Annotated in this window: 21 protein-coding genes; 9 read left to right on the top strand and 12 right to left on the bottom strand. The window is 68.0% G+C overall.

All coding sequences use genetic code 11. The annotated features are described in order from the left end of the window. Positions 1–44 precede the first annotated feature (44 nt). The 3 genes from moaA to DIE16_RS03510 all read left to right on the top strand — a co-directional run bounded on the left by moaA (position 45) and on the right by DIE16_RS03510 (position 2091). Positions 45–1163 carry a GTP 3',8-cyclase MoaA gene (gene moaA, locus DIE16_RS03520; RefSeq protein ID WP_124891806.1) on the top strand — a complete coding sequence of 373 codons (1119 nt, stop codon included), beginning with the start codon at positions 45–47 and terminating at the stop codon, positions 1161–1163. Positions 1164–1208: 45 nt separating this feature from the next. Next, a complete protein-coding gene (locus DIE16_RS03515; RefSeq protein ID WP_124666109.1) occupies positions 1209–1772 on the top strand; it encodes a molybdenum cofactor biosynthesis protein MoaE in 564 nt (187 codons plus the stop codon). A gap of 61 nt (positions 1773–1833) precedes the next feature. Further along, positions 1834–2091: a MoaD/ThiS family protein gene (locus DIE16_RS03510; protein ID WP_044848136.1), complete on the top strand. Its 258-nt coding sequence runs from the start codon at positions 1834–1836 to the stop codon at positions 2089–2091. A 392-nt stretch (positions 2092–2483) separates the two neighbouring features. On the opposite strand, the gene DIE16_RS03500 is transcribed toward DIE16_RS03510, so the two are convergent. Continuing rightward, the gene (locus tag DIE16_RS03500) at positions 2484–2864 is read right to left on the bottom strand and encodes a nucleotide pyrophosphohydrolase (protein WP_044848135.1); all 381 of its coding nucleotides are present in this window, start codon (positions 2862–2864) and stop codon (positions 2484–2486) included. A 484-nt stretch (positions 2865–3348) separates the two neighbouring features. Between DIE16_RS03500 and acnB the strand changes: the two genes are divergently transcribed. Continuing rightward, entirely contained in the window at positions 3349–5934 is a 2586-nt protein-coding gene (gene acnB, locus DIE16_RS03495; RefSeq protein ID WP_124521645.1) for a bifunctional aconitate hydratase 2/2-methylisocitrate dehydratase, read from the top strand. 134 nt (positions 5935–6068) lie between these two features. Here acnB and DIE16_RS03490 read toward each other — a convergent pair whose 3' ends face one another. Next, positions 6069–6992 carry a LysR family transcriptional regulator gene (locus DIE16_RS03490; protein ID WP_124891805.1) on the bottom strand — a complete coding sequence of 308 codons (924 nt, stop codon included), beginning with the start codon at positions 6990–6992 and terminating at the stop codon, positions 6069–6071. A gap of 67 nt (positions 6993–7059) precedes the next feature. Between DIE16_RS03490 and DIE16_RS03485 the strand changes: the two genes are divergently transcribed. Continuing rightward, on the top strand, positions 7060–7677 hold the full coding sequence (locus tag DIE16_RS03485; protein ID WP_124521641.1) for a LysE family translocator: 618 nt from the start codon (positions 7060–7062) through the stop codon (positions 7675–7677). A gap of 86 nt (positions 7678–7763) precedes the next feature. On the opposite strand, the gene DIE16_RS03480 is transcribed toward DIE16_RS03485, so the two are convergent. After that, positions 7764–9188: a PLP-dependent aminotransferase family protein gene (locus DIE16_RS03480; protein WP_044848131.1), complete on the bottom strand. Its 1425-nt coding sequence runs from the start codon at positions 9186–9188 to the stop codon at positions 7764–7766. Between the two features lie 747 nt (positions 9189–9935). Beyond that, on the bottom strand, positions 9936–11348 hold the full coding sequence (locus DIE16_RS03475) for a PLP-dependent aminotransferase family protein (RefSeq protein WP_124485749.1): 1413 nt from the start codon (positions 11346–11348) through the stop codon (positions 9936–9938). Positions 11349–11579: 231 nt separating this feature from the next. Between DIE16_RS03475 and DIE16_RS03470 the strand changes: the two genes are divergently transcribed. Together DIE16_RS03470 and DIE16_RS03465 are read left to right on the top strand one after the other, a co-directional pair. Further along, positions 11580–12809, top strand: coding sequence for an FAD-binding oxidoreductase (locus DIE16_RS03470; protein ID WP_124891804.1), 1230 nt, complete (start codon positions 11580–11582; stop codon positions 12807–12809). 36 nt (positions 12810–12845) lie between these two features. Beyond that, positions 12846–13997 carry a branched-chain amino acid ABC transporter substrate-binding protein gene (locus DIE16_RS03465; protein WP_124891803.1) on the top strand — a complete coding sequence of 384 codons (1152 nt, stop codon included), beginning with the start codon at positions 12846–12848 and terminating at the stop codon, positions 13995–13997. Between the two features lie 30 nt (positions 13998–14027). On the opposite strand, the gene DIE16_RS03460 is transcribed toward DIE16_RS03465, so the two are convergent. The 5 genes from DIE16_RS03460 to DIE16_RS03440 form a co-directional block, all read right to left on the bottom strand. Further along, positions 14028–14948 carry a hypothetical protein gene (locus DIE16_RS03460; RefSeq protein ID WP_124521638.1) on the bottom strand — a complete coding sequence of 307 codons (921 nt, stop codon included), beginning with the start codon at positions 14946–14948 and terminating at the stop codon, positions 14028–14030. A gap of 59 nt (positions 14949–15007) precedes the next feature. Beyond that, on the bottom strand, positions 15008–15331 hold the full coding sequence (locus DIE16_RS03455; protein ID WP_044848126.1) for a TfoX/Sxy family protein: 324 nt from the start codon (positions 15329–15331) through the stop codon (positions 15008–15010). 107 nt (positions 15332–15438) lie between these two features. Continuing rightward, positions 15439–17175, bottom strand: a complete 1737-nt coding sequence (locus DIE16_RS03450; RefSeq protein WP_124891802.1) for a site-specific integrase — start codon at positions 17173–17175, stop codon at positions 15439–15441. Between the two features lie 149 nt (positions 17176–17324). Then, a complete protein-coding gene (locus DIE16_RS03445; protein ID WP_124485744.1) occupies positions 17325–17516 on the bottom strand; it encodes a DUF2964 family protein in 192 nt (63 codons plus the stop codon). A 12-nt stretch (positions 17517–17528) separates the two neighbouring features. Next, the gene (locus tag DIE16_RS03440; RefSeq protein WP_124485743.1) at positions 17529–18008 is read right to left on the bottom strand and encodes a universal stress protein; all 480 of its coding nucleotides are present in this window, start codon (positions 18006–18008) and stop codon (positions 17529–17531) included. 265 nt (positions 18009–18273) lie between these two features. Between DIE16_RS03440 and DIE16_RS03435 the strand changes: the two genes are divergently transcribed. Then, positions 18274–19035 (top strand): 2-keto-4-pentenoate hydratase, encoded by a 762-nt coding sequence (locus DIE16_RS03435; protein ID WP_124521803.1) that lies wholly within the window; start codon positions 18274–18276, stop codon positions 19033–19035. A gap of 134 nt (positions 19036–19169) precedes the next feature. Beyond that, a complete protein-coding gene (locus DIE16_RS03430; RefSeq protein WP_124891801.1) occupies positions 19170–20576 on the top strand; it encodes a 3-deoxy-D-arabino-heptulosonate 7-phosphate synthase in 1407 nt (468 codons plus the stop codon). Positions 20577–20638: 62 nt separating this feature from the next. Here DIE16_RS03430 and DIE16_RS03425 read toward each other — a convergent pair whose 3' ends face one another. The 3 genes from DIE16_RS03425 to DIE16_RS03415 all read right to left on the bottom strand — a co-directional run bounded on the left by DIE16_RS03425 (position 20639) and on the right by DIE16_RS03415 (position 23709). Further along, a complete protein-coding gene (locus tag DIE16_RS03425) occupies positions 20639–21694 on the bottom strand; it encodes a helix-turn-helix domain-containing protein (protein ID WP_124485741.1) in 1056 nt (351 codons plus the stop codon). A gap of 139 nt (positions 21695–21833) precedes the next feature. Further along, positions 21834–22160: a hypothetical protein gene (locus tag DIE16_RS03420; RefSeq protein ID WP_124891800.1), complete on the bottom strand. Its 327-nt coding sequence runs from the start codon at positions 22158–22160 to the stop codon at positions 21834–21836. Positions 22161–22191: 31 nt separating this feature from the next. Then, entirely contained in the window at positions 22192–23709 is a 1518-nt protein-coding gene (locus tag DIE16_RS03415; RefSeq protein ID WP_124891799.1) for a hypothetical protein, read from the bottom strand. Between the last annotated feature and the right edge of the window lie 464 nt (positions 23710–24173).

Genomic DNA, 24173 nt, shown 5'->3' with positions numbered 1-24173 from the left:
TCGGCACACAGGCGGCCGACCGGCGACGCCGTTCCGCTCACTTCATGCAGGTCGAAAAACCGATCGTGAATGCCATCGCTCCCGCACCGGCCGCCACTGCATCCGGCGGCGCATCGCCCGGCGCCTTCTCCCGCCCGCTCGACACGCTCGCGCGGCCGCTGCGCGATCTGCGGCTGTCCGTCATCGACCAGTGCAACTTCCGCTGCGGCTATTGCATGCCGCGCGACAGCTTCGGGCCCGACTATGCGTTCATGCCGTCGTCCGAGCGGCTGTCGTTCCCGCAACTGGAGAAGATCGCACGCGCGTTCGTCTCGCTCGGCGTCGAGAAGATCCGCCTCACCGGCGGCGAGCCGCTGCTGCGCCGCAATCTCGAAGCGCTGATCGAACGGCTCGCGACGCTGACGACCGTCGACGGCAAGCCCGTCGAAATCGCGCTGACGACCAACGGTTCGCTGCTCGCCGCGAAGGCACGCACGCTGCGCGATGCGGGCCTGTCGCGCGTGACCGTGAGCCTCGACGCGATCGACGATGCCGTGTTCCGCCGGATGACCGACACCGACGTGCCGGTCGCGCGCGTGCTGGCCGGCATCGAGGCTGCGCAGGCGGCCGGGCTCGCGCCCGTGAAGGTCAACGCCGTGATCGAGCGCGGTGCGAACGACGACCAGATCCTGCCGCTCGTGCGCCACTTCCGTCATAGCGGCGTGGCCGTGCGCTTCATCGAATACATGGACGTCGGCGGCGCGAGCGCGTGGTCCGGCGACAAGGTCGTGCCGGCCGCGCGGATGCGCGAACGCATCGACGCGAGTTATCCGCTCGTGCTCGTCGGCGAACCCGGCCACGACGCCACCGCCATCCGCTGCCGGCACATCGACGGCGCGGGCGAGGTCGGCTTCATCGCGAGCGTGTCGCATCCGTTCTGCGGCACGTGCTCGCGCGCCCGCGTGTCGGCCGACGGCCAGCTCTATACGTGCCTGTTCGCGACGCAGGGCACCGACCTGCGGCCGTGGCTCGACGACGGCGCATCGGTCGACCACCTCGCCGACGCCGTGCGCGCGCGATGGACGCGGCGCGACGACCGCTATTCCGAGCGGCGCGCCACGCGTGCGGCCCGGCCGTCGGGCAAGACCTATCCGACCGTGCGCATGTCGCTCGTCGGCGGCTGACGGCTGCCGCGCTCGGCGGCGCGCACCGCTTACTGGAGAACCGTCATGACGAGTTTCACCGAATCCCGTGCCGCGTCACCCGACGATCCGTCGCGTGACGCCACCCATGCCGAACCCGCCGAGCCACACGCCGAGCCGCCGCCGGCGATTGCCGCCGGCTTCGAGGTGCGTGTGCAGTACGCAGCGATCGACGCCGGCACCGAGATCGCACCGATCGTTCGGAATCCGAATGTCGGCGCGGTCGTGAATTTCCTCGGTGTCGTGCGCAACGAGGGCGACGTCGACGACGTGATCGCGCTCGAAGTCGAACACTATCCGACGATGACCGAGCAGGCGCTCTGGAGCATCGTCGAGGAAGCCAGCGCGCGCTGGCGGCTCGAAGCGGTCAGGATCGTGCATCGCGTCGGGCGCATTCCGCTCGGCCAGCCGGTCGTGATCGTCGTGGTGGCCGCCGCGCATCGCGCGTCGGCATTCGATGCGTGTGAATTCATCATGGACTTCCTGAAGACGCATGCGCCGTTCTGGAAGAAGGAGATCCGGCACGACGGCGTGGCCGGCTGGGTCGAGCCGAAGGCGCACGACGATCAGGCGATGCGGCGGTGGGGTTGAGCGTGCCGGTCAATGCGTTGCCGATTCCGCCCGTTTCGCCCATTCCGCCCGGGACATTTCAATGAAACTGACGATCAAATACTTTGCGAGCATTCGCGAACAGCTGCATATCGATCAGGAAGTCGTCGAGATCGATGCGCACGAGGTCACCGTCGACGCGCTGCGCGGCACGCTCGCCGCACGCGACGCGCGCAGCGGCGAAGCGTTGCGGATGGACCGGCCCGTGCGGGCGGCCGTGAATCTCGAGATGGTGACCGGGGGATTCGTCGTGCGGGAGGATAGCGAGGTGGCATTTTTCCCGCCGGTGACGGGCGGGTGATCCGTTCGCATCGGGCGGCGACCGGCAGGCTTCGGCGGCCCGATGCCTGACTGGCGGCTAGACGAGCTCGCGAAGAAAATCCGGGACGGGTGGTCGATCGACGTCGGGTAGCCGGCCGGCGCGCCGGCCGCTTTCCGCACGGCCGGACGCGCGGGCATCCGTTCGCGCCGGGCGAGCCGGTTCGGTGTTTCGGCCGTCGTCGGCGCGCCCTTGCGCGCGCCGAACAACTGCGTCATGTCGAACGCGATGTGCGCGTACGAAAAGGCCGCATCCGGACCCCAAATCGGGGTCGACTACATCTCCGGTCGTAACGAAGTTGTCATGAAACCCCGCCCACGAAACAGGCAAATGGATCATCAAGCCACACGACTTGCCGTGACCTGCGTCCAGCCTCACTTCTCCTGATTTTTATATTCAGAGTATTTTCGCGAGTCGCCCCTCACTCTGTCAGCCGGATACTTTGCCCGGTTGAGCTCCATCTTCTCAAGCACCGCCTGAAAAAGATCGACATCCATCTTGTCCGCGAGGCGAACCAGATACACCAATACGTCGGCCATCTCGTGACGAACGGCCGTCAGGTTGGCTTCGCCAAGTTCGCTCTTGTCGCCCGAAACGAGCCATTGAAACGGCTCCAGCAATTCACTCGCTTCGATGCTGAGCGCTGTCGCCAGGTTCTTCGGCGTGTGGAATTTGTCCCAGTCGCGCTCGTCGACAAACTGGCGGACGAGTTCGCGCAACTCCACCAGATCATTCCGCAACTCTGACTTTTCCACGTAGCGACTCCTGGTGCATATCCAAAATCTATCGATGCCTTCGACGGCATGCGGGCATGAGAAATCCGCCCTTCGGCCTGCAAGTACAGCTCCCCCGCACGGACAGACCCGAATGATATAGGAGCTGGAAGCTGCCACGGCAAGCGTCGCACCAAGGGCAAGCGAAATGCCGTCCCGCCGTCAGGGCATCGTAGCGACGGCCCAAATTCACGATCACGCCCCTGCGTCGAACCGTCCCGCTCCGGCCCACGCAGGTCGCAATGTTCCGCCCCCTTCGCATCCAGGCTTCGATGCGCCCCGCCGGATACCCGGCAAGACGGCTCAGCCACCACGCGCCTCAACTCTTATATAAGACATAAGACATTTGACGCCTGACCATATTGCGACTAGAATCCCGTCAAAGCAGTGAAGCAGTGTCCGGAACAGCAGCCTCGGCGTGCCTGGAAAGCCCTTCCCCTGAAACGCAATCTCAGCAGGTCCCCCCATGCTTGAAAACTTTCGTGCTCACGTGGCCGCCCGCGCCGCGCTCGGTATTCCCCCCCTGCCGCTGACGGCCCAGCAAACCGCCGAACTGGTGGAACTGCTGGCGCACCCGCCCGCAGGCGAAGAGCAGACGCTGCTCGACCTGATCACCCACCGCGTGCCCGCCGGCGTCGACGAAGCCGCGCGCGTGAAGGCCGGCTTCCTGGCCGCCGTCGCGAAGGGCGAGACGGCCTGCCCGCTGATCTCGCGCGAGCGCGCGACCGAGCTGCTCGGCACGATGCTCGGCGGCTACAACATCCAGCCGCTGATCGAGCTGCTGTCCGACGAAGCGGTCGCGGCCGTCGCTGCCGACGCGCTGAAGAAAACCCTGCTGATGTTCGACCAGTTCCATGACGTGAAGGAACTCGCCGACCAGGGCAACGCGCACGCGAAGGCCGTGCTGCAGAGCTGGGCCGACGCCGAATGGTTCACGAGCCGTCCGGAAGTGCCGGAAAGCCTGACCATCACGGTGTTCAAGGTCACGGGCGAAACCAACACCGACGACCTGTCGCCGGCCCCGGACGCCACCACCCGCCCGGACATCCCGATGCACGCGCTGGCGATGCTGAAGAACGCGCGCCCCGGCATCACGCCGGAAGAAGACGGCAAGCGCGGCCCGGTCAAGTTCATCGAATCGCTGAAGGAAAAGGGTCACCTGGTCGCCTACGTCGGCGACGTGGTCGGCACCGGCTCCTCGCGCAAGTCGGCCACCAACTCGGTGCTGTGGTTCACCGGCGAAGACATCCCGTTCGTGCCGAACAAGCGCTTCGGCGGCGTGTGCCTCGGCGGCAAGATCGCCCCGATCTTCTACAACACGATGGAAGACGCCGGCGCGCTGCCGATCGAACTCGACGTGTCGCAGATGAACATGGGCGACGTGGTCGAACTGCGCCCGTACGAAGGCAAGGCGCTGAAGGACGGCAACGTGATCGCCGAATTCCAGGTCAAGTCCGACGTGCTGTTCGACGAAGTGCGCGCCGGCGGCCGCATTCCGCTGATCATCGGCCGCGGCCTGACCGCGAAGGCGCGTGAAGCGCTGGGCCTCGCCCCGTCGACGCTGTTCCGCCTGCCGCACCAGCCGGCCGACAGCGGCAAGGGCTTCTCGCTCGCGCAGAAGATGGTCGGCCGCGCATGCGGTTTGCCGGAAGGCCAGGGCGTGCGCCCGGGCACGTACTGCGAACCGAAGATGACCTCGGTCGGCTCGCAGGACACCACGGGCCCGATGACCCGCGACGAACTGAAGGATCTGGCGTGCCTCGGCTTCTCGGCCGACCTCGTGATGCAGTCGTTCTGCCACACCGCCGCTTATCCGAAGCCGGTCGACGTGAAGACGCACCAGACGCTGCCGAACTTCATCAGCACCCGTGGCGGCATCGCGCTGCGTCCGGGCGACGGCGTGATCCACTCGTGGCTGAACCGCATGCTGCTGCCCGACACCGTCGGCACCGGCGGCGACTCGCACACGCGCTTCCCGATCGGCATCAGCTTCCCGGCAGGCTCGGGCCTGGTCGCGTTCGCGGCCGCCACCGGCACGATGCCGCTCGACATGCCGGAATCGGTGCTGGTCCGCTTCAAGGGCAAGATGCAGCCGGGCGTCACGCTGCGTGACCTCGTCAACGCGATTCCGCTGTACGCGATCAAGCAGGGCATGCTGACGGTCGCCAAGCAAGGCAAGAAGAACATCTTCTCGGGCCGCATCCTCGAAATCGAAGGCCTCCCCGACCTGAAGGTCGAGCAGGCGTTCGAGCTGTCGGATGCGTCGGCAGAGCGTTCGGCCGCCGGTTGCACGGTGCGCCTGAACAAGGAACCGATCATCGAATACCTGAACAGCAACATCACGCTGCTCAAGTGGATGATTGCGCAGGGCTACCAGGATCCGCGCAGCCTGCAGCGCCGTATCGCGGCGATGGAGCAATGGCTGGCCGACCCGCAACTGCTCGCGCCGGATGCCGACGCCGAATACGCGGCCGTCATCGAGATCGACCTCGCCGACATCCACGAGCCGATCGTCGCATGCCCGAACGACCCGGACGACGTGAAGACGCTGTCCGACGTGGCTGGCGCCAAGATCGACGAAGTGTTCATCGGCTCGTGCATGACCAACATCGGTCACTTCCGTGCCGCGTCGAAGCTGCTGGAAGGCAAGCGCGACATTCCGGTCAAGCTGTGGGTCGCGCCGCCGACCAAGATGGACCAGAAGCAACTGACGGAAGAAGGTCACTACGGCGTGTTCGGCACGGCCGGCGCACGCACCGAAATGCCGGGCTGCTCGCTGTGCATGGGTAACCAGGCACAGGTGCGCGAAGGCGCGACGGTGATGTCGACGTCGACCCGCAACTTCCCGAACCGCCTGGGCAAGAACACGAACGTGTACCTCGGCTCGGCGGAGCTGGCGGCGATCTGCTCGCGTCTGGGCAAGATCCCGACCAAGGAAGAGTACATGGCCGACATGGGCGTGCTCACGGCAAACGGCGACAAGATCTACCAGTACATGAACTTCGACCAGATCGAAGACTTCAAGGAAGTCGCCGACACCGTGCAGATCTAAGCATGCTGTCGCGCTGCGGCGGGCGATGCCCGTCGTGGCGACACGCAATGGCGCCGCGGGCTGAATGGCCGCGGCGCCATTTTTTTTTGGATTTTTGAATGTCGCCGGCGCTATGAAACGGTCCGGCTCACACGTCAGGCCATCGCCTTCAGCCAGCCGAGCAGATCCGACTGCGCGCTTCCGTCCTCCACGGGCTCCGGCGTCAGCAGGCAATAGTGCGAGCCGTCCTCGACGAAACCCATCGGCGCGACCAGCACGCCGCTTTCGAGGTCGTCGCGAACGAGATGCCACGGCCCGATCGCGACACCCAGCCCCGCGACGGCCGCCTGAAGGCTGAAATAGAAATGGTCGAACACCTGCCCGCGTCCGCTTCCCGCCGGCTGATCCGCGGCCGCCGCCCATTCCTTCCACGCGTCCGGCCGCGTCCGGGTATGCAGTCGCGGCGCGCCCCGCTTCAACGCGCGGTCATGCCGACTGCCTGAAAACCACGTATCGACCTTGTCGGGCCGGCACACCGGACCGACCTTCTCCGCGAACAGTCGCTCCGCGTGATAGCCGGCGGGCCACGCAAAGTCATTGCGGCGGATCGCCATGTCGATGCCGTTGTCGAACGAGAACGGGCCGCCCGCCGCGGCGAGATGGATATCGACGCCCGCGTAAGCTGCCTGGAAATCCGGCCAGCGCGGAATCAGCCAGCGCATCAGCAGCGTCGGTTCGCACGACAGCACCCAACGCTGCGCGCGGGCCGCCTCGGTCCGCAATTCATGAGCGGCCTGTTTCATCAGATGCAGACCGTCATGAACGGCCTGCGCCAGCTTGCGGCCCGCGTCGGTCAGGAAGACCCGACGACTGCGCCGCTCGAACAACGCCACACCGAGATCGTCTTCGAGCAGACGCACCGCGCGACTGACGGCGCCGTGCGTCAGATGCAGTTCATCGGCGGCACGGCTGAAATGCTCATGGCGCGCCGCCGCTTCGAAGCAGCGCAGGGCCATCAACGACGGCAGATTGGCTCTAATTTCATGTGAGTCAAACTCACCATCCTGGTCAGAAAACATCGCTTTTCCTCGCGAATCGTGATCCCTAATATTCGCTCATCACGATGAATTTCAAAAGGACGATGCAATGACGGAATGGATAGTCGTAGTCACCATCACGCTGCTGGCCGTCGTCAGCCCCGGGCCGGATTTCGCGATGGTCACACGCAACAGCCTGATGCTGTCGCGCCGCTCGGGCCTGCTCACCGCGTGGGGAATCGGGCTGGGCGTGACGGTTCACGTGAGCTACACGCTGCTCGGCGTAGGCCTCCTGATCCGCCAGTCGCTGTGGCTCTTCAATGCCGTGAAGCTCGTCGGCGCGCTCTACCTGATCTACCTCGGCGTGAAGATGCTCGCGGCCAAACCCGTGGACGGCCGCCCCGCGACGCAGGCCGCGCCCCTGTCGGATCTGGCGGCGCTGCGCACCGGCTTTCTGACGAACGCGCTGAATCCGAAAACCACCGTGTTCATCGTCAGCCTGTTCATGCAGGCGGTCCGCCCCGACACGCCATTACCGGTGCAGATCGGCTACGGCCTGTTCATCGCGCTGGCGCACGCGGGCTGGTTCAGTCTCGTGGCGCTCTGTTTTTCCGCCGACGCCGTCCGCGATCGCTTGCTGTCCCTGCGTCACTGGATCGATCGCACGTTTGGCGTGTTGCTCGTCGGCTTCGGCGTGATGCTGGCCATCGCGCGCGGCAGCCGCTGATCGCCGCACGCCGACACCCGGGCGCGCATCAGCCCGGATATCGGCATCGAGCAGGCCGGCGCACGCGACGCGCACCGGCCTTCGCCTCACCGCATGCACGACGCCGCGAGCTTGCCGACCGCGATCACCGCCTGCTCGATCTCCGGCGACCACGGGCTGCTGTAGTTCAGCCGGATGAAATTGCGGTAGTTGTCGGTGATCGAGAACATGTAGCCCGGACCGATCGTGATTCCCTGCTCCAGCGCGAGCTGGTACAGGCGCATCGCATCGACCTGCGCCGGCAACTCGACCCACAGCACGTAGCCGCCCGCCGGGCTCGAGATGCGCGTGCCTTCCGGGAAGAACCGCGACACCATCGCGCGCATCAGGTTCGCCTGTTGCGCATACGCCTTGCGCAGGCGCCGCAGGTGATGCTCGTAGCCGTCGCGTTCGAGAAACTCGGCGATCGCCAGCTGCGGCAGCGACGGCGTCGCCAGCGTGTTCAGGAACTTCAGTTTCTCGACCTGATCGCGATACCGGCCCGGCAACGCCCAGCCGATCCGGTAGGCGGCCGTCAGGCTCTTCGAGAACGACGCGCAGTGCAGCACGATCCCGCTGCGGTCGTAGGACTTCAGCGTGCTCGGATGCGACTCGCCGAAATACAGTTCGTTATACACACCGTTCTCGATGATCGGCATGTCTATTTTAGTTGCGAACTCAACCAGTTCGCGCTTGCGCTCGTCGGGCATCTGGAAGCCGAGCGGATTCTGGAAGTTCGGCATCACCATGCACGCGGCGATCGGCTGCGACTTCGCGATCGCCGCCAGCGCCGCAATGTCGATTCCGTATTCCGGGTGTGTAGCGACCTCGATCGCCTTCATCCCCATCCGTTCGATCGCGTGCAGCATCGCGTAGAACGTCGGCGACTCCACCGCGATCGTGTCGCCCGGTTTCGCGACCGCCTGCAGGCACAGGTTGATCGCCTCCGTCGCGCCGACCGTCACGATGATCTCGTTCGGATCGACCGACATCCCGTTTTCCAGGTAGCGCCGTGCGATCTGCCGGATCAGGCGCGGATGGCCGGGCGGCAGCCCGTCGGTCACGCCCCACAGCGACTTGTCGCGGCCGGCCGCATACGCATAGCGGTTCAGCTTCTCGAACGGAAACAGGCTCGGGTCGGGGTACGGCGAGCCGAGCGGCACCGCGTCGTCGGTACCGATCGAGCGCAGCGTCGACAGCACGAGCCGGCTCATGTCCACCGACGACGAGATCGCGATCGGCTTCGACGGGCGCAGTTCGCGCACCGGCGCATGGTTGTCGTCGCGCCGCAGGTTCACGAAGTAGCCCGACTGCGGGCGGCTTTCCAGCAGCCCGCGGCTTTCGAGCAGCAGGTACGCGTGCAGCACGGTCGTGATGCTGATCCGGTGCTGCTGGCTCGCCTGCCGCACCGACGGAATCCGGTCGCCGTGCCGGTACACGCCCTGGCGGATCAGGCGTTCGATGTCGTCCGCGAGTTTTTCGTAGAGCTTCATCGCATGCTCCCCGCCGGCGCGCGCATGCGCGCCGCTGCTCCGTGCGCGTCCGATGCGCGCGTGTTCTGCCCGCCGACCGGGCTGTCGTGACGCCTGATTGCTCCCTCCGGTTTTGCCTTTTCCATCGCCGTGGCTCGCTTTTGAAGATGCGCCGGGCAGCCCGTGACGTCTGGGCTTGCGGCACTGTGCACTTGATGCACGGATCTTAAAAGCAGAACAGTTGGCGCGGAGTACACACATCGGATACGCACACAAGAGTACAGTTCGGCGAGGATTTGCGATTTCGGGCGAACTGTACGTCTTATGAATTGGGCGCAGAGGCTGGGAAATTGATGCGGTGGCTGGGGATTCGAGAGCGGTACCGTGCGATCGCGCAGTTCGTGGTTGCGTCCGCGGCATCCTGCGATGCAGTCCGGGCCCGGCAGGAATGGGTCGCGCCGACCCGCGATCGTCCCGTCGTGAAAATCACGCCAGAACGCCGCGGCGATTGGCACGCGCGTGAGCGCGTGTCTCGATGGTCGAGGAATCGGGCCCGGACGAGGTGCGGTCGCGCTCCGGTGAGAACAAGGCATGCGGGCCGTTCGCCGACGCCCGGCGTGGGATCACCATCGGCTGGCCCGATACAGGCAGCGAACCGTCAGCCGCCAGCCGCTGCACGCGATATCGCGCGCTGCGTGACGGCACAGCGCCGCTGCCGCGGCGGATCGTCGAAGTCGTTGCGGGTTGGCTCGGCGCGAACGGCGCGCGTCAGATCGACCCGAACAGCGCGCGCGGCCGGTCCTTCAGCGTGCCGGCCAGAATGCGCAGCCCGTTCACGAGTTCGTCGCGGGTCGCCGGACACGCGAGATTGATGCGCACGCCGTGCTCGATTTCCGCGCGATCGACCGCGAACGTCGACGACGGCATCACGATCACGCCGCGCGCCTTCGCGTTCGCGGCGAAGTCGTCGGCCCGCCACGGCGGCGGCAGCCGCAGCCACACGAACATGCATGCGGGATCCGACTTCAGGTGACCGGCCGGCAGCAGTTCCCGCGCCAGATCGACGCGCGCACGGATCTCCGCCAGCTGCGCGCTCATGATCCGCTCGGCGGTGCCGTTCTCGATCCACACCGTCGCGATCAGCATCGACGTCGGCGCGGGCATCCACGCGGTGGTGCGCACCGCTTCCGCGCACAGCGCGACGCTGTCGCGCGGGCAGCTCAGGTAGCCGAGGCGCAGCCCGGGCGCGAGGATCTTCGACGTCGCGCCGATATGGAACGTGAGCTCGGGACACAAGCCCGCGATCGCCGGCAGCCGGTCGCGCACGAGCGGCCCGTACACGTCGTCCTCGATGATCGTCACGTGATGGCGACGCGCGACGTCGACGAGCGCCATGCGGCGCGCGAGGCTCATCGTCGTCACGGTCGGGTTCTGCAGGTTCGGCACGACAAAGATCGCCTTGACGGGCATGCGCTGGCAGATCCGCTCGATCTCGTCGGGCAGCAGGCCGTCGTCGTCGGCCGGCGCGCTGACGATCTCGAACTGGAACACCGGCGCGAGCGCCTTCAGGCCGTAATACGTGAGCCGGTCGGCGACGATCACGCCGTCGGTGCCGATCAGGCTGTTCAGCACCGCATAAAGCCCGTGCTGCGCGCCGCTCGTGACGACCACCTGGTCGCGCGACGGCGTGAAGCCTGGCGCGGCCAGCCACTGCGCGCCCGCGGCGCGCGCCCAGTCGGGGCCCTGCGGCGGCTGGTATTCCTGCAGCGAGGCGAACCGCGGATCGGCCGGCAGCGTGCCGAACGTCTGCGCGAGGCACGTCAGAAACTCGCCGGTCGCCGGCCGGTTCACCGTCAGGTCGATCACCCCGTTGCCCGCCGCGAGCGACGCGCGGGCCGGCTCGATGCTCGGCATCGCGCCGCCGGTGACGAGCGACCCGCGCCGCTTGCTGCCGATCACGAGGCCGCGCAGCTGCAGCTCCTTGTACGCGCGCGACACGGTCGACACGTTGATGCCGAGCTCCGTCGCGAGCTGGCGCTGCGGCGGCAGGCGGCTGCCCGGCGGGTACATGCCGTTGCGGATTTCCGCCTCGATCGAGCTCGATACCTCGACATAGGTCGGCCGCTTCGCCTGCGCCGGCGCGTCGCCGTCGCGCTCACCGGAAAATTTGTCTGCTGCCATTCGTCGCCTGTATCCACACAAAAAGCGTTTGTCTGCCGTTCAAGCCTGCCCAGCGATTGTATATGACATCCCCTTCCGGTCAAACGTCAGCCGAAAGGTCAGTCGAAACAGTGACTTGAAATCGGGTAAACGCTAGCGCCATACAATCGCTTTTTGATTGCACACAAAAAATTACTGTGTGATTCTTTATCCCATCTTTGTGTGAATCACGCGTGCCGGAGGAGAGGCGACATGGCGAACATCGCCATCGTGGGTGCAGGTTTCATCGGACTCGGCGCGGCGGCCTGGCTGCAGCGCGACGGGCACCGCGTCACGCTGTTCGATCCGGCCGGCGTCGGCCATGGCGCATCGTTCGGCAACGCCGCGACGTTCGCGCCGTATGGCTGCGTGCCCGTCAACGGCCCGTCCGTGTTCCGCGACATGCCGCACTTCCTGTTCGGCGCCGACAGCCCGCTGCGCATCCGCTGGCCTTACCTGCTGCGCGGCGCGCCGTGGCTCGCACGGTTCCTCGTCGCGTCGACGCCCGCGCATCACGTGCGCAGCGCGAGCGCGCTGGCCGCGCTGCTGACGCACGCCGCCGACGGCTATGCGCCGCTGCTCGCACCGTCGCGGCTCGCGGCATTCGTGCGGCCGCGCGAATGTCTGTATCTGTACGCACGGCAGGCGTCGTTCGACGCCGCGCAGCCGTCGCTCGCGCTGCGGCGCCGGCTCGGCGTGCCGTTCGACACGCTCGACGCGGACGCGATCCGCCGGCTCGAGCCCGCGCTCGCGCCGATCTTCACGCGCGGCGTGCTGTTCCACGGGAGCTGGCATTTCTCCGATCCCTGCGGGTTCCTCGACGAACTGTTCGCGCACCTGGCAACCGGCGGCGCGACGCTCGAACGCGCGCAGGTCGAACGGATCGAGCCCGTCGGCGACGGCGTGAGCCTGCATGCGGGCGGCACCGTGCGCCGCTTCGATCATGTGGTGATTGCCGCCGGCGCCCGCTCGCGCGCATTCGCCGCCGCGTGCGGCGACGCCGTACCGCTCGACACCGAGCGCGGCTACCACGTGCAGTTCGCCGCGCACGAGCAGATCGTTACGCGGCCGGTCGGCTGGGCCGAGCGCGGGTTCTACATGACGCCGCTCGACGAAGGATTGCGCGCGGCCGGCACCGTCGAACTCGGCGGCTTCGACGCCGGCATGAACCGCTCGCTGGTCGCGCTGCTCACCCGCTCCGCGCGCGAGGCATTGCCATCGCTCGGCGCGCCGACGCGCAGCTGGCTCGGCTTTCGGCCCACGCTGCCGGACGGCGTGCCCGTGATCGGCCGCGCGCGGCGCAGCGAGCGCGTGATCCACGCGTTCGGCCACCAGCATCTCGGCGTCACGCTCGCCGGCATCACCGGGCGGATCGTCGCCGATCTCGTCGCGCAACGCGCGCCGCCGCTGGATCTCACCCCATACCGGGCCGCGCGATTCTGACGCGCGCCGCCACTTCCACCACTGCAAGGAGGCATCATGAATCGTCGTAACTGGCTGGCATGGCTGGCCGTCTGCTCGATCGGCACGGTCACCGCGTCCGCGCAGGCCGCGGACCCGGAAACCGTCAAGATCGGCTTCGCCGGCCCGCTGACGGGCCCGGTCGCGCGCGTCGGCAAGGACCTGCAATACGGCGCGCAGCTCGCGCTCGACGAGGAGAACGCGAAACACCCGACCATCGGCGGCAAGCCCGTGCGCTTCGTGCTCGACGTGCAGGACGACCAGGCCGATCCGCGCATCGCGATCCAGGTCGGGCAGAAGCTCGTCGACGACGGCGTGGTCGGCGTGGTCGGCCACTACAACTCGGGCTGCAGCATCCCCGCGTCGGCCGTCTACCGGCAGGCGAACGTCGCGATGATCACGCCCGGCTCGACCAACCCGCAACTGACGATGCAGGGCTTCAAGAACGTGTTCCGCACGATGGGGCACGACGGCGTCGGCGGCGTGGTCGCCGGACGCTTCGCGGTCGAGCAGCTGAAGGCCAAGCGGATCGGCATCATCGACGACCGCACCGCATTCGGCCAGGGGCTCGCGGACGCATTCGAGAAAGGCGTGAAGGACGCGCACGGCACCATCGTCGGCCGCGAATACACGAACGACAAGGCGGTCGATTTCCGCGGCATCCTGACCACGATGAAGAGCAACAACATCGACCTGCTGTTCTTCGGCGGCCTCGACGAACAGGGCGCGATGCTCGTCAAGCAGATGCGCTCGCTCGGCATCCGCGCGCAGCTGTTCGGCGCCGGCGCGCTGAAAAGCAATGCGTTCCTGAAGATCGCCGGCAATGCGGGCGAAGGTACGCAGGATCTCGAACCGGGGCCGGCGCTCGACAAGCTGCCGTCGGCGATCGCGTTCGCGCAGCGCTACAAGGCGCGCTTCAACCAGGACGTCGAGCTGTATGCGCCGTTTGCGTACGACGCGACGCTCGCGATGATCGCGGCGATCCGCAAGGCCGATTCGCTCGACCGCAGCAAGATCGTCGCGAGCCTGCCGGGCGTGTCGGTCACGGGCGTGACCGGGAAGATCTCGTTCGACGAGCGCGGCGACCTGATCAAGCCGCCCTACACGCTGTTCCGCGTCGAACAGGGGCAGTGGCACAGCATTCGCACGGTTGGCGGCGCGTCGAACTGATCGACGCCGAGCAGCGCGCGGCAGGCGGCGTCATCGCGCCGTCTGCTGCCGCTGCACCTCCTGCGCCTTCATCTGCAGATACGCGCCGCGCTCGACTTCGTGCAGTTGCTGCGGATACTGCTCGGTCGCGTCGAACCAGCGCGCGAGGCGCTGGTCGAGCGGCTTGTCGAGCGTCGCGAGATACGTGTCGATCGCGAGGTAGTAGCGCATCGTGTTGCGCTCCAGCAAGCCGCGCACGCCGCCGATGTATTGCGGCTGCGCAGCCGATGCGCCGCTCGCGGCCGTGAACCCGACCTTGTCGCTGCCAACCGTCGCGAGGTAGGTCTTCATCGCCATGCGGCCGACCGTGCCGAAGCCGTACGAATACGTGAGGTGCAGGAACGTGCGCGACGCGCCGACCGGCACGGCCTCCAGCGCGATCCGGTAATCCTTCGTGCCCATCGGGCCGCTGTCGGCGGTCAGGTCGACCTGGAAGTAGTCGGGCGTCGCGGCGGCCACGCGGTAGCGGAACTGCACGCGGTAGGTGTCCGACAGCTTCTGCTCGATCTTGCGGCCGAGGTTCACGTCGAGCACCGGACCGTTGCCGCCGGTCGACGCGTGACAGTACTTCGTGTTCAGGTGCAGGATCAGCACCGCGCACCAGTTCGCGGGGCCCTGCGCGGGATCGTTCAGCTTGCCGTTGACGACGGCGAACGGATAGTCGACGACCGCGTAGATATCGCCCTTCAGCGATGAAGATGCCTCGGACGATTCGAGGTACAGCGGGCGGTGGAACGGGTTGTTCTTCAGTTGCTCGCCGAGGCTGTGGTAACGGTCGAGCAGGGCCGCCGCGCCTTCGGCGCCATCCGCGCCGAACGACAGCGCGCTCCAGCCGACGCATAGCGCCGCGACGAGCGCGTGCCAGGCGCGGCGGGCGTAGCGCGGGGCTTGCGGGTATGTGGATGTCTCCATTCTTGTGCTCCAGCGGGGGCGCGGGGGAAGCGCGCATGGTTCACAGAATACGCCGACCGCTATCGGCTCCGCTTCACCGGCACCGGCAGTTGCGCGGCCGTGATCCGGATCAGCGTCGACAGCCATTCGCGGTCGTCCCAGCGCTCTCCTCCGATGACGAGATGCGGCTTCGCCGACGGATACGGCGGACCTTCCTCGCACGCACCGAGAAACGCACGCCCGTCGGGCGTCGGCTTGACGAACAACCGGTCGTCGCACACCAGCGCGACCATCTTGCCGTCGCAGTAGATGCCGTATTCGCCGAACATCTTGCGGGCCGACACGGCGCCCGCCGCAGCCATCTGCTCGACGATGAAATCGACGGTTCCCTGACTCGATGCCATTCATGCGCTCCGTGATCGAATAACCGTTCTGACCGTCACCGATGCGGTGTCGTTCCGTTCAATCGTCGCGCAATCGCTCGTGCACCGTGCTCCCCCTGCTCCCCAGCTCATTTGTCAGCCGAAAACGCACTCGACATCTGCCGCGCCCGCTTCACGTCGTCCCCATGCAGATAGATCGACGTCGTCGAGATCGACGCATGCCGCAGGTTGTCGCGCACCGTCGTCAGCTCCGCGCCGCGCGCGAGCGCATGCGTCGCGTGCGTATGGCGCATCCAGTGCGGGCTGGCCTGCCGCAGCTTCTGCGCGAGCGCAGGATTGTCGTCATCGACCAGCGCGGCCGTCTGCGCGAAGAACCGCTGCATCACCTTCCACAGCCGCACGCTCGTGATGCCGGCCGCGCCGTCTTCCGCGAGGCTCGGAATCAGCGGCGTATCCGGCCGCCAGCGCACCGGCGTCACCGGCAGCCGCCGCGCGACCAGATGCCGGTCGAGCGCCGTGCGCGCGAGCGGCGGCAGCGCGACACGCGCTGCCTTGCTGCCTTTGCCGATCACCTTCAGCCATGCATCGCCGTGCGCGTCCGTTTCGATGTCGCCGAGCGTCGCGCCGACCAGCTCGCTCGCACGCAGCCCGGTCGCATAGCCGAAATCGAGGATGAAGCGCAGCCGTTGCGCGGCGGCCGGCGTCCAGCCGGACCGCGGCGCGCCGGAGGGTTTGTCCTTGCGGAACTCGAGCCCGTCCGCGATCGTGCGCACGAGCAGCCACTCGCCTTCGGTGAACGCATGCGACGTGTCGAGCGCATTCGCGCCGCGCGTGTCGCGCACCTTGACGCCCGCGAACGGATTCGCGAGCAGGTAGCGCTGCTCGATCAGCCAGCGGAACAGCGCGCCGAGCACCGACAGCGTGTACGCGGCCGAGCGCGCGGACAGCCCGCCCGAAAACGGCCGCCAGTCCGGCGCGCCGCGCGGCCGCACCGGCCCGACCCAGCGCTCGTGCGGCGCCGGGTTGCGCAGGAACGCGCGATACGCGACCGCATCCTCGGTGGTCAGCGACGACAGCGCGCGCCCGCGCTCGACGATCGCCCACAGGATCAGCCGCTCGGCTTCCTTCCGGTACGCGCGGCGCGTCGCGGCCGATTCGTGCAGCGACAGCCACGCGTGCACGGCCGCGTAATCGTTGTCCGCGTCGAGCGTGCTGGTTGCGCGCGGGGCGCGGAACGTGCCGTTCGATCCGTCGACTTCGTGCGGCAGCTTCAGCTGCTCCCACGGCACGATGCCGCTGCGCGGCGTGGCCGCGATCAGCGCGCGCGCCCGCTCGGTCAGGTCGGGATGCGCGGAAAAGAACGCCTCGATATGCCGCGCGCTCGCCATGCCGAGCCCCGCGATCGCGCGCCACCACTGACGCCGCCGCGGAATCCGCACGGTCAGGTCGGCCAGCGTCGCGATCCCGTGCGCACGCAGCGCGACGACGGCGCGCGCCCGCAGCCACAAGCCGACGTCGTCGCTGATCTGCGGCACCGGCGCGCGCGCATGGCGCAGCACGCCGATCGCATCGGTCGCGGCCTTCGCCATCCGGATGCGCGCACTGTCGGCATGACCGAGCTGCTCCGCGAGGTCGGGTCGCCCGGCCTGCCGCGCGACGCGCACGAGGCCGCGACGAATCCCGCCGATCACGCCGCGCGCCGACCGCCCGTCGCCAAGACGATCGGGCAGATAGCGCTCGACGGCCTGGCGCACGGTCATGCCCGCATACCACGCACGCAGCGCGGCCAGTTCGTCGGCATCGGGAAAGCCTGCGGGCGCAGGCGCGGAATCGGAGGAAGGCGGTGAGGCGAGGCGCGGTGTCATGGGCGCCAGTTTGACAGAACTGCCGACGCTCGAAAACGCCTCGAGCGCTGCGAGACACGCGCGCGATGCCGGGGTTTACGGCTTCGCGCGGGAACGGTCAGCCTGTCACAGGCATGCGCCGCATGGGCACAACCGACGCCGGCCGCGCGTCACCCCTCGCCCTTCGGCCCCGGGTTGAGCATCACGACAAAGCAGGCCACGCCGACGATCAACGCGATTGCACCGCCACGCAGCGCGATCGTCGTGTCGAACAGCAGCCCGGTCACGACGGCCATCATCCCCGCGAGCGACACGAACACGGCGATCGCCGCGACGACGATCCGGTACTGGCGACGTATCATCGCGCGCTCGCGTCAGGCTGCCGCGGCGGACGCCGGCTCGCCGGCATCGTCGCCGCGAATCAGCAGCACCGGGCACTTCGCGCCGCGCACGAAGCGCTCGGCGACGCTCCCGAGCAGCACGCGCCGGATGCCGCGCCGCCCGTGCGTGCCGACCACCGCGAGATCGATCCCACGCTCCGTCACGTAACGCTGCAGGCGTTCCGCGACGTCCTCGCCGATGCTCTCGGTTTCGACGAGCTCGCCCTCGCCCTTCGCGCCGGCCAGCGCGATGATCTGTTCGGCTTCACGCAGCACCTTGCGCCCGTCGTCGCGGATTTCCTCGATGAGCGCGTGCGGGTCGAAACGGCCCGCGTACGTGAACAGCACCGACTTGTCGACCACATAGACGGCGCTGACGTGCGTGTCGCCCGCCAGTGCCACCTTCACTGCCTCGGCAAGCGCCTGTTTCGACGAAGCGCTGCCGTCGACGGCCACCATGATCTTCTTGTACATGCGAACCTCGCTGGGGTGAGTTGCCGGGCGCGGTCGCGCGCGGCCATGTGCTCATCATCGGCGGACGGGCGGCTCGAAGGTTGACGGCGATCAAGATTCCCCGAAAGCGGGTCGTGCGGCAAAGCGCCACGCGGAGCAGCCGGGGCGCCGTCCCGGTGGCCGAACCGGGCTGCCGAGCGGCCATGCCGCCGAAGGCGCTATCATCGACGTTACGACCTTCGTCCGGCCCTTTTTTGCCGGCTCACTTTCAACTTGCTCAACCGACATGACAACGACTACCGAACGCGTGGACGGCGCCGCCCAGCATCTCGTCGCCGCCCGCCATGCCGGCGTGCCCGGCCCGCTGCTGCCCGACGCCTTGCGCCCCGAGAACGTCGATACCGCACTCGCGATCCAGCATCGCGTCGCCGACCTGCTCGGCGAATCCATCGGCGGATGGAAATGCGCGCTGCCGCCGCCCGACCGCGTGATCGTCGCGCCGATCTTCGCGTCGACGATCCGCGCGGCCGATGCGCCGTACCGCGTCGTCGGCGGCCCGATCGTGCGGATCGAGCCGGAGATCGCATTCGTGCTCGATCGCGACCTGCCCGCCCGCGCGCAGCCGTACGACGAGCACGACGTGCGCGGCGCGATCCGCGAAGTGCGCATCGTGCTCGAGGTGCTGGGTTGCCGCTATGCGGAGCCCGCGCGCGCATCGAAGTTCGAACTGCTCGCCGACGGGCAGTTCAACCAGGGATTGTGCGTGGGTCCCGTCGTGCCGGACGGATTGAACGTGCCGCTCGAGACGCTCGCGCTGTCGTTCGAGGGTGCGCTGAATCGCACGATCGACGGCCGCCATCCGGACGGCGATCCGCTCAAGCCGCTGGTATGGCTGGTCAATTTCCTCGCATCGCGCGGCGCCGGCGCGCAGGCCGGCCAGATCGTGACGACCGGTTCGTATGCGGGTGCGATCGACGTGCCGCTCGGCGATGCGCTGACGGTGCGCTTCGGTGAACTCGGCAGCCTGTCGGTGACGCTGACGGCTTGATGGGCTGACGGCCTGACGTTCAGCGGCGGGGGCGGCTCGCGACGAACGCGGCGCCCGCCCCGCCTGCCGACGCTGCGTGATACCGTTGCACAACGCCCGTCACGCTTGAACCGCGTGCCTTTCCGTCATTCGCCATGCCGCCGACACCGTTGCCCGCCCTGCTGGACGAAGTCCTGCGCACCGTCGATCGCCGCTACCGGTTGCCGCCGCTCGTGCGCGCGCCGTCGCTGGCCGACGCCGCGAACCCGGCCGTCGTCATCGCCGTCGCGATCGAGGAAGCGCGCCGGATGCAGGCCGACGGCCGCACGCCCGACCCCGCATTGCAACGCCGCTTCATCGATGCGCTCGCGCGGATGATCGGCGACGCGATGGACCCGCAATCCGGCGACCCCGCCTTCCAGGCCGCGGTGCTTCGGCATCGCGCGGCGGCCGTGCGCGAATACGCATCGCTCGCCGCGCATGCCGAGCAGGACCGGCGCGCGCTGCGCTCGGCCGTCAACACGATCGCGCATCCGGCCCGGCTCGAACGGCATGCGCAGGCATGGCAACGCGAGCCGCTCGCGCGGCTGCATGCGGCCGCGGCCGGCGCGTCGTGGGATGATCTCGACGCCGCGCTGCGGCAGCTGCTCGCGCGACCGGAGATGGCGACCGACACCGCGTTCGAACAGGACGTCGCCAGACTGAAGGACAGCGCCGCACTCGCCCGGCTGCGGCGTCTCGATGCGCTGGCGCCGGATCCGGACGTCCGGCAGTACCGCACGCTATGGAGCCGCCAGGGTCCGCTCGAAGGCAGCGCGCTCGCCGTCGCGCAAGGTGTCACGTCGCAACAGCGGGGCGCGGCCGTCGAGGCGCTGGCCGCGCAGGCGCTCGACGCCCTGGCCGCGCAGCTCGACGCGAGCGATGCGCAGCGCACGTATCGCGTGGTCACGTCGATGCGCGTGCCGGCCTCGATACCGGCCAAGCACGACCGCGCGAAAACCGAGTGGGATGCGGTGCTGCTCGGGCACGCGCGCAGCGACGATCCGTCGGCCGCGTGGCACGTCGTGTTTCTCGTCGAAGCGAAAGCGTCCGCGGATGCGGCGACGACCGATCTGCCGCGCCTGCTGCGCGGCCTGAGCCTGCTCGCGCAAGCCGATCCGGACACCGTCTATGCGTTCGACACGCGCGAAGGCACGGTACGCCTGCACGGCGCGTCGCTGCGCGCGCTGACGATCGACGACGCGGCCTTGCAGCGCGAAGTGCTGTACTGCTGCGATGCGTCGGCAGACCCGGCGCCGCGCCTGCTGGGCGCAGCAAGCCGGATGCAGTTGCTGTCGGCGCCGGCGAGCCTCGAATACGCGAGCGCGCTCGCGCAATGCACGGATGCCGATCCGCACGGCCTCGGCGCCGTCTGGCAAGCGCTGCTGGAACTGCCGTCATGGCGCACGGTGCTGCATCAGTACGAATCGCTGCGGCAGGTTCGGGCGCTGATGGTGAGCGTCGACGATCTGATGGCCGCGATCGAAGGCGACCTGGGCGACAGCGCTGCGAACGAGGCGTGACGTGCGAGCGCGAATGGAACGAATGGCACGACTTCCGCGTTGAATCGTCACGCGACATCCGCTCAGTTGTTGAGTACCCCGAACGGTAGCGTCCACCCCTTCAGTCGCCCGCCGTCTCCCCAGCGGCTTTCATCGTCCGCGCCGAACGGCAGCAGAACCGGCGCCGCCGCGCATGCCGGCGTTTCCTTCGGCGTATGGCCGAACTCGGCCTTGAACAGCCGATGGAAGTACTTCTCGTCCGGAAAGCCGTGCGCCCATGCAATCTCCGCGATACGCTGGTGCCGGCGCTGCGGATCGCCGAGCACGTGGTACGCGTGACGCAGCCGCCTGCGCGTGAGCTGCCGCATCACGCCGCCCTCTTCCTTGAACAGCTGATAAAGCCGCGCCCGCGACACGCCGATGTCCCGGCAGATCCGCTCGGGTGCGAGGTCGGGCTCCAGCAGGTGCGCGTCGATATAGCGCCGCACGCGCTCGATCAGCGCGGTGTCGATCGGGCCGCGCGCCTCGTCGAACGCCTGTGCGCTCGGGGCGACGGCCGCGCTCATGAGCAGCAGCAACGATTGCACGACGCTCGGCAATTCGTGCGTGCGCAGGTTCGGCAGGTTGCGGTGCAGCGACAGCATCTGGTCGCCGAGCAGCCGCCCGACACCGCTCGCCAGCGTCTGCCCGTGCGCGTTCGCCGCATGGGCCGGCAGCAGATAGCGCGGCACCACGAGGCTGATCACGTCGCCGGCCTCGACCCGGCAATCGTTGACCTGCGCGACGTCATAGACGAACAGGTCGCCCGCGCGCTTGACCAGCTCCGGCCCGCCGGTGCGGCACGTGAGATGCCCGCCCAGCAGCAGCGTGAAGCGGATCGAATCCTGGCCGTCGAGCCGGATCCGCCGCGTCGTGCGGTGCACCGAGTAGGTCGGCGCGCGCGACCGCCAGCGCCGGCTCGAGAAGATCAGCGGGCCGAGCGCCGCGCCGGTCGCTTCCGCGTTGAACGCGCCGTAGCCGCCGACGTCGTCCAGCCGGTAGTCGCAGAGCATGTCCTTGACCCACACGTGGAATCGGTCCCGCACCGGATAGTCGGTGGTACGAAACTTGAAGACGGGGATGGCATCCGCTTGATCCATGGCAGTTTTCATTCGAGCCGACAGGAAAGGAAGGGATCGGTTCGTCGATTATCGGACCAAAATGCGGCGGTGGACAGCGGGTTCGTCGCAGTGCCCGCCGCGCCGTCGATCGACAGGCGCGCGGCGGGCAGCGCGGGCGTCAGCGACGCGGGTGGCATTCCCAGTCGTTGTACGTCGGCCGGTCGATCGGCGTGAGACCGGGAATCATGAACACGGTGCAGGTGAAGCGCCGTCCCTTGCCGGTGGTCGCGTCGTAACTCACCGGCTGGCCGCCGAGCCCGTTCTTCTTCCCGTACTGCACGTTGGCGATCGTGATTTCGTCCGACGACGCAAGGCCGATCGTCTTCGCGGTCGATGTCTGCACGTCGGTCATGTTCATCTGCGTCGTGCCGCAACCGGCCAGCGCGAGGCCGGCGGCCGCGGCGCCCAGCGCGGTCCGTACGGTGCAAAGCAAGGTCTTCTTCATGGCTTCTCCTTCGGTTTCCCGTGCAACGCGATCACGAGCCCGGGGTATAGAAACTGGACTGCAGCTGGCTGCCGATACTCGCGACGTACGATTGCCAGAGGAGTGCCATCGACCCCGTCGCGTTGACGGCCAGCGCCGGCCACGATGCGCTCTGTGGCGCCACCGTCGACGCGCTCCACGCCCCGTCCCGGTAGCGGGCCGCGATGACGGCCGACGCGCCCGGCAAGCCCGTGTCCTGCCATGCGACCGTCACGTGGCCCGCCGCGTCGATCACCAGCGGCGGGTACTGGGCGGCCGCCCCGTTCAGGTGTTCCGTCAGCCGCTGCAGCGGCCCCCAGTTTCCGCCGGCATCGGACACGCTCGCCTGCAGCACCGCGCCGCCCTCCGCCCACATCACGGCCGCGATGCCGTTGTCGTTGACGGTCAGCATCGGCGTCGCGATGAAGCCGGTCGGCTCCGTGATCGCCGGCGCCACCGGCGCGGCCGGCTGCCACCCGGTGCCGGCGACGAAGCGTTGCGCCATCGTGGTCGTCTCGAGATGCCCGCCGGTCACGTCGAGCTGCCCCCACACCAGCGTGATGTTGCCCTTCGCGTCCATGCCGGCCGCCGGCGAGATGATCGTCGTAAACAGGCTCGTGTTCGACACGGCCTGGTTGACGTCGGTCCAGCCGTTGGTCGGGTCGTACGTGGCCGTCCACAGCGCCGAATGCGTATGGTTGGTCTGCCGCCACGCGAGCACCGCGCGGCCGGACGACAGGACCGACATCATCGGCCTCACGTTGTCCGTATCGCCGGTCACCGCACCCGGCCCGGTCTGCACCGGCATCTGGATCAGCGCCGTGGGCGACCACTGTCCCGCCTGCGTATAACGCGTCCAGGCGATGCGCGTATCGAGCAGGCTGATCGACTGCGTCCAGGCGACGAGCGCGTTGCCCTGGCTGTCGATCCCGGCCGTATAGGACGAACCGCTCATGTCCGCTGCCAGTTCGGACGCCGTGCCCCAGCCGGCGCCCGGGCTGTACGGGCGCGCCCACAATGCGTACGTGTTGGGGCCCGGCATCCATTCGGTCCAGAACGCGACCGCCTGGCCGCTCGCATTGCCGACCAGCTGCGGCGGAACGCCGGTCAACCCGTTCATCGAATGCGTACCGTCGCTCGTGTCGAGCCGCGTCGCGCTTTGCCAGCCCGAACCGGGGACATAGCGCGCGCCCCACATTTCGTTGCCGTACGGACTGGCCGGGTCGACGGTCATCCAGGTGGCGAGCGCATTGCCGCTCGCGTCGATCGTCACGCTCGGGTCGCCTTCCGGCCCCTTGCCGTCCACCGCGACGGCCGTCGACCAGCCGGCCTGCGGCTGCGTGGTTCCGCCGCCGGTCGGCCCGCCATTCGAGCCGCCGTTCGAGCCGCCGCCGGGCGATGTCGTGCCGGAAGGTGATCCGGGAGAGGTCGGTGTCGACTGCGACGCACCGCTCTTGGTCGAGACGTCGTCGCCGCCGCATGCGGTCAACGCAAGAACGACGGCCATGGCCGTCCAGGTAACGGGTTTCATCACAATCCTCTTGTTCTGGATTGACGGCATGTGCTTGCCCGTGCAGCAGGTCGAACCTGCCGCACATATTGATAAGCAGTGCCATTCAATGGATATGGAATGCCGCGCTTTCGTCGAGCCTCGCCCGGTTCGATCGCGCGGACGGCCTTTGCTTCCGGTACGGGCGACGGCTTGCGTACTGCCTCTGTCGCCCAGCGCCGGACACCCCGAAGTGCCGGCTGCATCTTAATTCATACGATCCGGAATCAAGGTGGGGTTGCGTCTACAGTGAGTGGAGATGCATTTCGCCGGGTGTCGGCACGCGCATGAGCCGGTGATGCGCGGATGCGGATTGCCGCGTCGGCCGCAGGGTGCGGGGTGCGGGGTGCGGGGTGCGGGGTGCGGGGTGCGGGGTGCGGGGTGCGGTGGGCGGGGGGCGGTGGGCGGGGGGCGGTGGGCGGTCGGCGGAGGGCGGGGCGCTGAGG

The sequence above is a fragment of the Burkholderia sp. Bp9090 genome, from assembly GCF_003857985.1.
GTDB lineage: Bacteria > Pseudomonadota > Gammaproteobacteria > Burkholderiales > Burkholderiaceae > Burkholderia.
Note: the sequence above shows the minus strand (reverse complement) of the source record. Positions and strands in the feature narration are given on the sequence as shown.